This is a genomic window from Nocardia australiensis, assembly GCF_020733705.1.
Taxonomy (GTDB): Bacteria; Actinomycetota; Actinomycetes; order Mycobacteriales; family Mycobacteriaceae; genus Nocardia; species Nocardia australiensis.
The window spans coordinates 44,903-57,320 of the sequence record NZ_JAJFZM010000008.1 but is presented as its reverse complement, the minus strand read 5'-3'; the positions used below and the strand labels follow the sequence as shown (position 1 = coordinate 57,320).

Sequence of the window (12,418 nt, the reverse complement as noted above, 5' to 3'; positions counted from 1 at the left end):
GCCTGCTCCTCACTTCCCGTATTCACCGTTCTGCGTGGGTGTTCGGTCTACCGGTAGCCCTTGGCCAGTACGTCGCGGGTCGCGGCGGTGATCCGGTCGGCCAGTTCCGGCGCGAGCGGCACGCGCGGCGGCCTGCACTTGCCACCGTTGCGTCCGGCCAGGTCCTGCGCAAGCTTGATCGCGTGCACGAATTCGGTCTTCGAATCCCAGCGCAGCAGCTTGTGCAGATCGCGGTACAGCGGAAGCGCTTTGTCCAGATCCCGGTTGATCGACGCGTTGTACAGCTCCACCGTCGATTCCGGAATCGCGTTCGGGTAGCCCGCCACCCAGCCGACCGCGCCCGCGATGCCGAGTTCCAGCACCACGTCGTCGGAACCGATGAGGATGTCGAGTTCGGGCGCGAGTTCCTTGATCGCGTAAAAGCGCCGCACGTCGCCGGTGAACTCCTTGACACCGACGATCAGTCCCTCGGCATGCAGTTCGGCCAGGATGTCGGGGGTCAGGTCGATGCGCGTATCGATCGGGTTGTTGTACGCGACGATCGGCAGCCCGACCTTCGCCACTGTGCGGTAGTGATCAAGGATCGAGTCACGTCCGCCGCGATAGGTGTTGGGCGGCAACAGCATTACCACCTGTGCCCCAGCTTCGGCGGCTTGTTCGGCCCATTTGCGTGCCTGCAAAGCCCCATATGCGGCGATGCCGGGCATCACGGTGAATCCCTTCGGGGCCGCCGCGACGGCGGTGGTCACCACCTTGGCCCGTTCGGTGTCATCGAGGGTCTGGTATTCGCCGAGCGATCCATTCGGACTGACCCCATGGCAGCCGTTGGCCGCCAACCACCGCACGTGTTCGGCGTACGCGTCGTAATCGACCGCGAAGTCGTCGGTGAAGGGCAGGGTCGTCGCAACGAGAACCCCGTGCCAGGGCTTTGTCGTGGCAGCCGTGATCGTTTCGGTCATCAAATGCCTCCATTGGTTGTGGGAAGTCCGGGACCAGCCCGATGTCACTTGTGAGGTGTGACATTGCACTGAACGTAACTCGAGTGACGGCCCTCACGCAACCGCTTGCGCAAGCATCACTCGTTCTCTACTGTGCAATGTCACACATCACAGTGCGCAGATTCCGCGTTCGACCTCGGCAATGCGACCGGGGGCGCTGGACTGTGCGGCGCTCGCCTGCGCCGTTCGATTCGAAGGTGAACACATGACCGCTCTCGAAAACGCCGCGACAACACCGAAACCCGAGCCTGACCTGCGCGATCCTGCCGGATCGCGACCCTCGGGACTACGCCGCGTCGTGGCCGCGGCCATGGCGGGTGCGGTCGCCGAGTGGTACGAGTTCTTCCTGTACGGCACCGCGTCGGCGCTCGTTTTCGGTCACGTCTTCTTCCGGTCCAGCGGTAATGCCGTCGACGGCATCATCGCCGCGTTCGCGTTGTACGCGGTCGGTTTCCTCGCGCGCCCCTTCGGCGGACTGCTGTTCGGACATTTCGGTGACCGCGTCGGACGTAAGGCGCTGCTGCAGCTCAGCCTGGTCATCGTCGGTATCACCACATTCCTTATGGGCTGTCTGCCGACCTTTGCCGCGATCGGGTACTGGGCGCCGATCCTGTTGGTGACACTGCGACTGATCCAGGGGTTCGCCTTCGGCGGCGAATGGGGTGGCGCGGTGCTGCTCGTCAGCGAGCACAGTCCGGACGATCGGCGTGGATTTTGGGCCAGTTGGCCGCAGGCCGGAGTGCCACTCGGCAATGTTCTTGCCACCGTTGTGCTGTTGGTGCTGTCGGCGAATCTCTCCGACGAACAGTTCCTGTCCTGGGGCTGGCGCATCGGCTTCTGGCTGTCGGCCGTCGTGGTGATCGTCGGATATTGGGTGCGTTCCAGCGTCGATGACGCACCGATCTTCCAGGAGGCGCAGGCTCGCATGGAGGCGGACCGCAGCCGCTCGCTCGGCATCTTGGAAGTGTTACGCCGGCACTGGCGCGAAGTGCTGATCGGTATCGGTGCGCGCTTCGCCGAGAACATCCTCTACTACATCGTGGTGACCTTCTCGATCACTTATCTCAAACTCGTCGTGGAAGTGGACACCGCGCCCATCCTCGCGCTGATGCTCGCCGCGCACCTGCTGCACTTCTTCATGATTCCGGCCGCGGGACTGCTCTCGGATCTGATCGGCCGCAGGCCCGTCTATCTGACGGGCGCGGTGCTCACGGCCGGATGGGGATTCCTTGCCTTTCCGATGATGGACACCGGAAACTACGCGGTCATCATTGTCGCGATCACCCTCGGCCTCGCGATCGAATCCCTCACCTACGCACCGTATTCCGCGCTGATGACGGAGATGTTCCCCACGCATATCCGCTACACGGCACTGTCGTTCTGCTATCAAGTCGCACCGATTCTGGCCGGATCGCTGGCGCCGCTGATCGCCATCAGCCTGCTCAATGGATTCCACAGCTCGATCCCCATCTCCCTGTATTTGGTCGCCGCGGCCGCGATCTCGGTGATTGCCGTCGGTTTTGCCAAAGAGACAGCGGGCAAGTCGCTACGGACGGTCGATGCCGAGGCTGCCGAGCGCTGATGCCGACGTTCGACTGGTCGGTAGATCATGTCTGGGTGATAGTGTTCGCGCCGTGTTCGGTCGAGTTGACGCCTTGCGGGCCAACAGGTTTGACGTAGTTCCGCGGTGCCGATGAAGCGGGCGATCCTGATTCGATTCCTGATTGTGGTCGGCTCGGCCGCGGCACTGCTCACGGTGTCGGGCGACAGCGATGCGTTCCGGTTCTATCACCAGCATTTGCGGTGGCGAGCATGCGAAGACGATGGCCTGGTCAAGGCGGGTGCCGAATGCGCCGACGTGCGCGTGCCGCTCGACTACGACCGGCCCGGCGGGCGGACCATGATCGTGGCTATCTCGCGGATCAAAGCCGTCGACCCGGCGCAGCGCCGGGGCATCCTGATGTCCAACCCGGGCGGTCCCGGCGCGGAAGGGCTCGACAGTGAGTATCTGCTCGGTGACGTGATCACGCCGCAAGTGCGGGCACGCTATGACCTGATCGGCATGGATCCCCGGGGCGTCGGGCGATCCGGCCGGGCGGGTCTGTGCGGTTGGCCGGTGCCGGAGATGATCCGATCCGCGGGCATGGATGAGGCAGGCTTCCGGCGCGAGGTCACCGTCGCGCGGCGCATGGCCGACACCTGTCTGGCGGGCGATGTGACAAAGCTGCGCCAGCTCACCACCCGAAACACCGCACGCGATATGGATCTCATCCGCAGCGTGCTGGGGGAGCGGAAGGTTAGTTATTACGGATTGTCCTACGGAACCTACCTGGGTGCGGTGTTCGCTCAGATGTTCCCGGAGCGGAGCGATCGGATAGTGCTCGACAGCGCGATCGATCCCGACAGGTACTGGGAGGGCTTGGTTCAGAATTGGGGACCGGCCGACGAGCTCGCACTCGATGACTGGGCGAATTGGGTTGCGACCCAGGATGACCGGTACCACCTGGGTGAGAGTGGCCCGCAGGTGCGAGCGCTGGTCGAGGATCTGCTCCGCCATGCCGGGCAGAATCCGATAGTCGTCGACGGCGGTGTACTCGACGACCATCTGTTTCCCTTTGTGCTGCACAATTCGCTCAGGAGTTTCCGATTGAACGACGCTCTCGCCGAAGCGGTGCGCGCGATCTCCGACGCGGCCGCCGCAACGCCCGCGCCGCAGAGTACTTCGCTGCTCCGGGAGTTATTGCAGGCGTTGCAATCCGGCGAGAACTCCGCCGAAGCAGACATCGCCTGCGGCGACGCCGAGGCACCCAGGGATCCGGAATGGTACTGGCGCAACATCGAGCGCACTCGCACCGCGCAACCGGTATTCGGTGCGCTGGCCAACAACATTCAGCCCTGTGCGTTCTGGCCACAGCCGGTAGAACCGCCGACGCTCGTGCGGAACGCGGTGCCCGCGCTCATCGTGCAGGCGACCGGCGACCCACGCACTCCATACCCCGGAGCTGTTCACCTGCACCACAATATGACCGGCTCCCGCCTGGTGACCCTGCGCGACGCGCGAAAGCACGGCACCTTCACCCCCGGCCTCAGCAACTGCGTGAACACCACCATCAACGGGTACCTCGCCGAAGGCCAACTGCCGAACGCCGACGTGACCTGTTACCTGGATCAGCCAATCGGGTAGACCGCAGCGCTCGGTGGACTGAGTGGTAGGTTCTGAAGCCAGGTCTCGAGGGGCGTGATGGTCCACGCGCCGCCATTCAGTCGGCGATGAACACCTGGCGCCAATGTTCGGCCGAGCGGGCCAAGTCCGCGCCTACGTGTTCGAAGTATTGATGCACCTGGTCCAGCCGGGTGCCCGCTGGGGTGTCGCCGAGCAACTCCGCGCCATCGCGGGCCGCGCTCGCCCAGGTGGCGCAGACCAGGACCTCCCTGGCCAACGCGCGGTACCAGACGTCCTGGTCGATGATGTAGCGCTCGCGACGGTCGGGGGTGCGGCGTTCCCGGCGGATCAGCTGCATGTCCTCCAGGTAGGCCACCGCTTTGGATACCGACGCTGGGCTGACTCCCAGCCCCCGGATCAGTTCCGCGGCAGGCAATTCGCCGCTTTCGCTGGTGAGCAGGCAGGCCAGCACCATCGCGGGCATTCGGGGCAGGCCGGTGCTCACCATGGTTGCGGCGAACCCGTCGGTGAACGCGCGGACCGAGTCCGGGGCGGGGCGTGTGTCCGGTTCGCCGCGTATCCGGCCGGACCGGTCCCGGGTCGCATGCTGTGCCTCGTCCGCGCGGTAGCGGTGCGGGCCGCCATTACGACCGACCTCCCGGCTGATCGTCGAGGTCGGCCGGTTCAACTCGCGGGCGATCTCGGCGTAGCCGAGGCCGCCGGCCAGTCCTTCGGCGATGCGTGTGCGGTCGGCATGGGTCAGGCGGCTGCCTGGCACGGCGGTCCTCCTCGATCTCATCATTGCAACGATCCTGTTGCGTTGCATCTGCTGTCAGTCATTGCAATCTATCTGAACTTACACCTGGTAGACAAGCGTAAATTGCATGTTTGACGAAAGTAGAAACGCAACGTAGTTTCGAGTTGTTGAAACAAAATATGGAGGTTCGCGTGGGGATCACATTGCCGGAATTCACCGCAGTGGAGCGGAGCTTGTACTTGACGCTCGGAGGGCGCGCTCTCGACAGTCGCGCGTCCCGGCCGTTCCTCGGCGACACCGCCTCAGCCGAGGTGGCCGAGCTGATCGGGTACGACCTGGCCGATTTCCCGATGGCGCCGAGCAAGACCTTCGATATCGCGGTGCGGGCCAAGCGGATGGACGAGATCGTCGCTCGGTTCATCCGGCGCCATTCGGACGCGGTGGTGCTGGATCTCGGCGTCGGGCTGGACACCAGGATCCGCCGCGTCGACCCGCCATCCACTGTGGACTGGTACGACATCGACCTGCCCGCCGTGATCGACGTACGGCGACAGGTAATGGAGCCTCGGCCCAACGTGCACAACATCAGGATCGACCTCGCCGATCCGGACTGGCTCGCGCAGATCCCGGCCGACCGGCCTGCGGTAATGGTCGCGGATGGCCTGATCGCCTTCCTCGCCCAGGACGTCGTGGAGTCGCTCCTGCATCGGCTCACCGACCACTTTCCCAGTGGGGAACTGGCTTTCAACGCCTACACCCGATTCCACGTGTGGGCGGTGCGGCACTACAAGGGCACCGATTCCATATCCGACGTGATGGCCAACCCCGGGTTCGACGATCCACACGATGTCGAGCGGTGGGAACCCCGGCTGTGTCTGGTCGAGGAAATCCTGCTGACCAGGGCACCGGAGGTCGCCATGCTGCCGCCCGCGCTGCGCCTGGTCACCCGGCTGTTCGGACTCAGCCGCGCGCTTTCCCGCCGGGGTACCACGGTTCTGCGATACCAGTTCTGACCGCGCCCTACGGCAGTGTCATCTCGCCCATCTCGGACCATCCTGTGGCGTCGATCGACTGGCTGATGATCCTCGGTGTGGACACGAGGGCCTGAGGCAGGTCTTTCATCGCCGTCTTGAAGTGGTCGCTGTCGAGGTGTTCCTGCCCGGCCGCATCGTCCCGAAACGCTTCTACGAGTACGAATTCTGCTGGATCGGCCACGCTACGGGACCATTCGAACCACATGTTGCCCGCCTCGGATCGGGTGGCGGCGGTGAACGATGCGACCAGCTCCAGCCAGCGGTCGGTCCATTCCCGCTTGGTCTGGAATTTTACGACGATGAAGATCATTGCGGTCCTTTCCGGAGGTGGGGGCTACTTCGTCGAGTCTGTGTTGGGCACCGGGCTGCCGGGAGGTGGTTCATCGGAGGGGCCCCGGTTCAGTAGATGTTGGAGGGCCGCACCATGCCCTCGGCCAGGTCTCCGAAGCCGGGAGCGATGATCGAGCCCGGATTGACCAAGATCTCCTCGACGACGAGGGTTTCGGTGGTCAGCAACAAGGCCGCGATCGAGGATGCGCTCTGCAGGGCGGAGCGCGTGACCTTGAGTGGATCGATCACACCGGCCCCGAACATGTTCACGTAGGTGTCGGTGACGGCGTTGAAACCATGGCCGACAGGCAGTTCGGCAACTTTGGCGACCGCTTCGGCCCCGTCGTAGCCTGCGTTGATGGCGATCCAGCGCAGTGGCTCTTCGACCGCGCGCCGGACGATATCCCGGCCCTCGGCGGCATCGCCGGTCAGTTCGAGCAGGTCCAGAACCGGTTGGGCCTGCAGTAGCGCGGTGCCGCCGCCGGCAACCACTCCCTCCTCGATCGCGGCGCGGGTGGCAGACAGCGAATCCTCCACCCGATGCAGTTTCTCCTTGAGCTCCACATCGGTGGCGGCACCGACGTGGACCACCGCGACTCGACCGGACAGGCGAGCGATCCGCACCTGCAGACTGTCTCGATCATGGTCGTTTTCGGCACGGTCGAGTTCACGTTCGAGCTGACCGACACGGGTCACGATGCCTCCAGGGGTACCGGCTCCGTCGACGAGAGTGGTCGACCGTTCGGTGACCGTGACCTTCTTGGCCTGTCCGAGGTGCTCGATGCGAACGTTCTCGAGTGCCAGCCCGGATTCGTCGCTGACGACGGTGCCGCCGAGCAACACTGCCAGATCGTCCAATTCGGCGATGCGACGATGCCCGAATCCGGGTGCCCGTACAACTACGGAACGGAACGTGTCGTGAATGTTGTTGGTCACCAGCATGTTCAGGGCCGGGCCGTCCATGTTTTCGCACAGCACCAGCAATGGACGCTTGGCCCGCTGTACCTGCTCCAGCACCGGCATGAGTGTCTGGACCGTCGAGAGCTTCTGGTTGGTGAGCAGGACATAGGCGTTGTCCAGCACAGCCTCCATGCGTTCCTTGTCGGACACGAAGTAGGGCGAGAGGTACCCGTGGTCGAATTCGACACCGTCGACATAGCTGAGACCGAGCCCGAGCTGAGGCCATTCCTCAACGGTGACAACACCATTCGCGCCCACCCGATCGAGTGCGGAGGCGATGACGTCACCGATTCCGGCGTCATTATTCGCCGAGAGCATGGCGACATGACGCAGATCCTCGATACCGCTGATCGGTCGGGTGCGCTCGCACAACACCTGGACGACCGCGTCGGTGGCGCGCTCGATACCGCGTTTGAGCTGAATCGGATTCGCACCGACCTCGACGGCACGCAGCCCCTCGCGGACCATCGCTTGCGCAAGCACGGTTGCGGTCGTCGTGCCGTCGCCCGCGACCCCATTGGTTTTGGTCGCGACTTCCTTGACCAGCTGAGCTCCCATGTTGGCGAAGGGATCTCGCAATTGGATCGCATTAGCGATGGTGACCCCGTCGTTGGTGATCGTGGGGGCGCCGGTGAGTTTTTCGATCACCGCGTTGCGCCCTTTGGGGCCCAGTGTCACCTTGACCGCGTCGGCGAGCGCGTTGACGCCCGCCTCGAGCAGCCCGCGGGCGTCGCCGCTGAAACGTAGTTCTTTTGCCATGTCGCACGCACCTTTTCGTGATGTTCGTTAGTTATCCGGCCCGATCAAGGCACGAGGATCGCTCGGCCCCGGACCTGTCCGGCGTCGAGGTCCCGTAGCGCCGTTGCGAAGTCGGTGAGTGGGTATTTCGTGGTGTGCAGGCGCACCTTGTCCTGCGCCGCGAGCGCCATCAGCTCGACCAGATCGTTGTAGGAGCCGACGAGGTTTCCGATGAAATTGATTTCGGTGGAGATGACGTCGATCGTCGGCACCGACAGCACGCCGCCGTAGCCGATGACGTAGTAGTTGCCCGCGCGGCGCAGCATCGCCACACCGGCCTCGATCGCGCCGCCCTCGCCGACGAAGTCGAGGACGGCCTCCGCGCCGTGCCCGTCGGTCAGTTCCCGTACCTGCTCGATCTCACTGCCATCGGCGAGCACCGTGTGGTGTGCCCCGATTGTGGCTGCCAGCACCAGTGCGTCCGGAGATCGGTCCACGACAATGGTTTTCGCTGGTGACAGTGCGGTGAAGACCTGAATTCCGATGTGGCCCAGTCCGCCTGCGCCGATCAAAACCGCCGTGTCGCCCGGCCGCAGCTGCCGTGCCGCCTTTGCCACCGCGTGGTAAGCGGTTAGTCCGGCATCGGCCAGCGCGGCGACATCGGCCGGGGCGAGCCCGTGATCGAGTTTCACTACCGCCCGTGCGGCGGTGCGCAGGTATTCGGCGTAGCCGCCGTCGGTGTCGATGCCCGGGAATTGCGAACTCCCGCAATGTACGTCGTCACCGGCGCGGCAGGCCCGGCACAGCCCACAGGTGATCAGCGGATGCAGGATGACCGGGTCGCCGACCGCGACGTTCGTGACGGCCGATCCCACCGCCTCGACCCATCCAGCGTTCTCGTGTCCAATCGTATAGGGAAGTGCCACACCGCTTTTGGTGGCCCATTGCCCCTCAATGATATGTAGGTCGGTGCGACAGACACCGGCGCCACCGATTCGGATGACAACATCGAGCGGGGTCTCGATGCGTGGTTCGGGAACCTCGATCAGTTCCGGTTTGGCTTCATAGGCCGGTAGTTGCACGGCTTTCATAACTTTGCTCCGTTCGTGTCGTCGTATCGGGTCGCGAGCAGACCACGGCAGAAATGTGCGTTGCCCTCGATGCTCACCCGCACCGTGCGCGCGAACCGCAGGTACTTCGCGGCCCCGTCCGCCGTGATGACCGCGCCGAATTCGTCGACCAGCAGTGGGTCTCCCGGATCCCAGCCGAGCCCGATCGCGGCGCGGCGGCGGTGCAGGGATTGCTGTTCCGGTCCGGCGGGAATATCGCCGAGCCGCAGCCGATCTGGGGTGTCAGGGATCGCTGCGGCCGCTGCCAGCGTCCGGACTGCACGTTCCAACGCGGCGATGTACGCCTTGCGTTGGAAGCGCACCCGCAGGTCGCCGAGTTCGTCGGCAGCTTCGGCCGGGAAGCTGCCGACGAACCCGGCCGCAGCGGCGACGCCAGCGTTGATCTCCTGAGCGGCGAAGTGATCTTCCAGCTCGACCGTGACTGTCGAGACCCCATTGGCTGAGCCCACCGCGTCGTGGGCATCGGCGACCATCAGATAAGCGAAGTTCGGTGCACAGAAGTACGTCGGCAACCGCAACCGCACCCGCGCCCCGCCGTTCTCGTCGACCCGGACTTCGGAAACGAATCGCAGGGCGGTAATCGATTCATCCAATTCCGGGTCGCGCACCGTGTCCAGCGCCGCCCAAACGCGATCGACAACGGAAGTGCTCATGTCAAACCACCGACGGTTCGACCAGATCGAGATGGGCGGGCACCTCGAGCCCGTACATCTTGGCGGCATTCAGACCCAGGATCTTCTTTTTCTGCGCCACGGTGAGGGGCGCGTATTCGGTCATGTCCTCCGGGATCTGGAAGTCGACGAACTTCTCCACCAACCACTTCGGCGTCCACAGCGCGTAGTCGCTGGAGAATTGGATGCGATCCTCATCAAGCCAGTACAGGAGTTCGCCGATGATTTCCGCGAAATACCTCGGCCGGCTGTGGATGAAGGGCATGGCTACGGCAAGCCCCGCGTGCACATTGGGCTCCTGGGTGGCGATCCAACAGAAGTCCTCCAGACGCGGCAGACCACAGTGCTCGATAATGAAGTTCAGCTCGGGGAAGTCGGTCGCGACCTTGTCGACGTCGGCGACATCGAAGGCATCCCGGTCCAGGGGACGGATTGTCGGCCCCTTGTGAATGTGGATATTGGTGATCCCCAATTCCTGGGCTGCCTCGAGGTAACGGTAGGACCAGGGGTCGTCGAGCTTGTACCCGCGCGAGTCGCCGTGCCATTCGGCGGTGTAGAGCTTGGCGCCCTTGAGTCCGAACCGTTCGGCATCGCGGCGCAACTGCTCCAGACCGGCCTCCCCGAAGCGCGGATCCCAATTGTGGTTGTAGGTCAGCTTGCCGGGATGGCGTTGCGCCAGGGCGAACGCCTCCTCGGTCTGCCCAAAGCCGTTGCGGTAGAACTCGCCGAGCCGAGCCGGTTGGAAGATCGCGTGATCCACGTAGCCGTCGACGAACAGGTCCTTCAGCAACCGTTCGCCGCCGTAGTAGAGGTACTCCTCGTAGGACCACAACTCCGATTCGGGGCTGAGATTGCGGTGGTAGTCGTAGAAGCAGTCGATGAACTGCTTGCCGTGGATATTGCTTTGGTTCTCCGGCCGAGCATCCCACAGCGCGACGTGCGCGTCGACGATGTAGTAGCTCTCGCCGTCCTTCTTATACATGTTGTCTCCGTTGATATTTCGTTGTTTTGCGAGGTGGCATCGGCATCGGGGCGGAGAACCGCAACTCATCGATGCGCCACCCGGCGGCCTCCAAGCGAGCGATTACCGCCCGGAGGTCACCGGTGACCGCGCCAGCGGGGATCGTGTGCGTCATTGGACGGGCTTCAGGTCGAAACCGATGTATTCCGCTGCGTCTTCGGGATTGGCGAAGAGCATGGTCCGGTCATCGAAATGCACCATCCGCCCGTAGTGGGTGGACATGATCTCCTCGAAATCGGACTGGTCGAACGGTGCCCCGAGTGCGCCGGTGATCTCGTCGAAGTCGAAGGTGAGTACGCCGGTGCCGTCGACCCGGATCATTGAGGGGTATTCGGTGATGGTGACGCCGTCCTTGACGCCCATCACCTCCGCCACAACGTAACCGTTCTGGTTGTTCATCAGCGTGACGCCGCATTTATTCGACGAACCCACGCCGGCGCCGAATTCCATTGCGGTACTCATCAGGACAACTCCCTGGTCTGGTCGAGGTCGAATTCCAGCTCGAGGTCGGCCAGGACGCTGCGCAGGCCCGCCTTGGCGGCTTCGAGGGACTGGGTGAACGGGACGGTTCGCTCTTGCGGATGCGACCAGATCGGTTGCAGCTCACGTGCGGCGGCGATGCTCAGCGGCACCCATTTCGCCAGCCATTTCGCCAACAGCTCACGGTTGTGCGGACCGTGCTGATCGTCACGGGTGAGCAATGAGAACAGCGTGCGGGTGTAGCCGAGGTCGCGGTTGTAGTCGTGTTCACCGGACCCGACCAGGCTCGGTGTCACGAAATCGCCGTTGCGGGCGGCGATCTGCATAACCAGATGGCTGCGGAACAGCACCCCGACCAGCTGCTCGAAGACGATGTTGGTGGCGAAGACGGCCTCGGCCCAATCCCCAGCTGCGGTGAGCAGTTCGACGTTGCGACGCACGCCCTGCCAGGCCGGATCCTCATGCCACACCGTGCGATGCGCCTGTCCGTCGAATCCGTCCAGCGATTCGCTCAGGTCGAGGTTGTAGAGCGCCAGGTCCTGGGCGAACCGGAGTTTGTGGGCGCTGTTGACCGCGACCGCGGTGTTGATCATGTTGGTCGGGCCCGATCGCTGCACCGCGGTGAACACATGCAGCCCGATTCCGTTCTCGGCGTGCATCCACGCGCCGAGGTTGCGTTCGACGAACCGTGCCCAGCTCGGTGTCCACGACTGATAGGCGTCGACCAGTTTGGCGTTGTCGAGATTTTGCTGAACCTGCCGCACCACATTGGCGTTGTTGCGGTAGATCGTCTGTTCCCACTCCTCGTTGGGGTCGCGGAAGCGGTGCCAGTCCGAGGATTTCAGTGCGGTCCACTCCTGCGGGTAGCCGCCGGGGCCGTCGCCGAAGCCGTAAATCCAGCCTTGGGTCAGGTGCCGATCCGGGTCGGGTTGGACATCGAAGGTGACGTCCTCGTAGGTGGTTGCCCGCAGTTTGGCCGGCGTGAAGTAGTTGTAGGAGCGACTCTTCGAGCTCGGGAACTCCAGCGCCCCGGCCTCGGCGTCGGTGAATTGCGGCTTCGGGAAGCTACGCGGTGGTTTCGCTGTCGCGGCTCGATCGGCGGCAGGTGCACTCATCGTTGATGTACTCACTTTCTC

12 protein-coding genes are annotated in these 12,418 nt (G+C 63.9%); 3 read left to right on the top strand and 9 right to left on the bottom strand.

The window, feature by feature from the left end:
* Nucleotides 1–47: 47 nt before the first annotated feature.
* The gene (locus LKE06_RS25590) at nt 48–959 is read right to left on the bottom strand and encodes a dihydrodipicolinate synthase family protein (protein ID WP_228001920.1); all 912 of its coding nucleotides are present in this window, start codon (nt 957–959) and stop codon (nt 48–50) included.
* A gap of 244 nt (nt 960–1,203) precedes the next feature.
* Between LKE06_RS25590 and abaF the strand changes: the two genes are divergently transcribed.
* Together abaF and LKE06_RS25580 are read left to right on the top strand one after the other, a co-directional pair.
* Complete coding sequence (gene abaF / locus LKE06_RS25585) at nt 1,204–2,580, top strand: fosfomycin efflux MFS transporter AbaF (RefSeq protein ID WP_305082815.1); 1,377 nt, start codon at nt 1,204–1,206, stop codon at nt 2,578–2,580.
* Between the two features lie 111 nt (nt 2,581–2,691).
* On the top strand, nt 2,692–4,182 hold the full coding sequence (locus tag LKE06_RS25580; protein WP_228001919.1) for an alpha/beta hydrolase: 1,491 nt from the start codon (nt 2,692–2,694) through the stop codon (nt 4,180–4,182).
* 76 nt (nt 4,183–4,258) lie between these two features.
* Here the strand turns inward: LKE06_RS25580 and LKE06_RS33360 are convergent, their stop codons facing one another.
* A complete protein-coding gene (locus LKE06_RS33360; protein ID WP_372477428.1) occupies nt 4,259–4,939 on the bottom strand; it encodes a GbsR/MarR family transcriptional regulator in 681 nt (226 codons plus the stop codon).
* A gap of 170 nt (nt 4,940–5,109) precedes the next feature.
* On the opposite strand from LKE06_RS33360, the gene LKE06_RS25565 reads away from it, so the two are divergent.
* Nucleotides 5,110–5,931 carry a class I SAM-dependent methyltransferase gene (locus tag LKE06_RS25565; RefSeq protein WP_228001918.1) on the top strand — a complete coding sequence of 274 codons (822 nt, stop codon included), beginning with the start codon at nt 5,110–5,112 and terminating at the stop codon, nt 5,929–5,931.
* A 7-nt stretch (nt 5,932–5,938) separates the two neighbouring features.
* On the opposite strand, the gene LKE06_RS25560 is transcribed toward LKE06_RS25565, so the two are convergent.
* The 7 genes from LKE06_RS25560 to LKE06_RS25530 all read right to left on the bottom strand — a co-directional run bounded on the left by LKE06_RS25560 (nt 5,939) and on the right by LKE06_RS25530 (nt 12,397).
* The gene (locus LKE06_RS25560) at nt 5,939–6,262 is read right to left on the bottom strand and encodes a putative quinol monooxygenase (protein ID WP_228001917.1); all 324 of its coding nucleotides are present in this window, start codon (nt 6,260–6,262) and stop codon (nt 5,939–5,941) included.
* 89 nt (nt 6,263–6,351) lie between these two features.
* On the bottom strand, nt 6,352–8,001 hold the full coding sequence (groL, locus tag LKE06_RS25555) for a chaperonin GroEL (RefSeq protein ID WP_228001916.1): 1,650 nt from the start codon (nt 7,999–8,001) through the stop codon (nt 6,352–6,354).
* Between the two features lie 44 nt (nt 8,002–8,045).
* A complete protein-coding gene (locus LKE06_RS25550; protein ID WP_228001915.1) occupies nt 8,046–9,071 on the bottom strand; it encodes an NAD(P)-dependent alcohol dehydrogenase in 1,026 nt (341 codons plus the stop codon).
* Complete coding sequence (locus tag LKE06_RS25545; RefSeq protein ID WP_228001914.1) at nt 9,068–9,763, bottom strand: metal-sulfur cluster assembly factor; 696 nt, start codon at nt 9,761–9,763, stop codon at nt 9,068–9,070. Before LKE06_RS25545 ends, LKE06_RS25550 begins: the two co-directional genes overlap by 4 nt.
* Nucleotide 9,764: 1 nt before the next feature.
* On the bottom strand, nt 9,765–10,763 hold the full coding sequence (locus tag LKE06_RS25540; RefSeq protein ID WP_228001913.1) for an amidohydrolase family protein: 999 nt from the start codon (nt 10,761–10,763) through the stop codon (nt 9,765–9,767).
* Between the two features lie 150 nt (nt 10,764–10,913).
* Nucleotides 10,914–11,264 (bottom strand): propane 2-monooxygenase effector subunit MimD, encoded by a 351-nt coding sequence (gene mimD / locus LKE06_RS25535; protein WP_228001912.1) that lies wholly within the window; start codon nt 11,262–11,264, stop codon nt 10,914–10,916.
* Nucleotides 11,264–12,397, bottom strand: a complete 1,134-nt coding sequence (locus LKE06_RS25530) for an aromatic/alkene monooxygenase hydroxylase subunit beta (protein ID WP_228001911.1) — start codon at nt 12,395–12,397, stop codon at nt 11,264–11,266. Before LKE06_RS25530 ends, mimD begins: the two co-directional genes overlap by 1 nt.
* Nucleotides 12,398–12,418 lie beyond the last annotated feature (21 nt).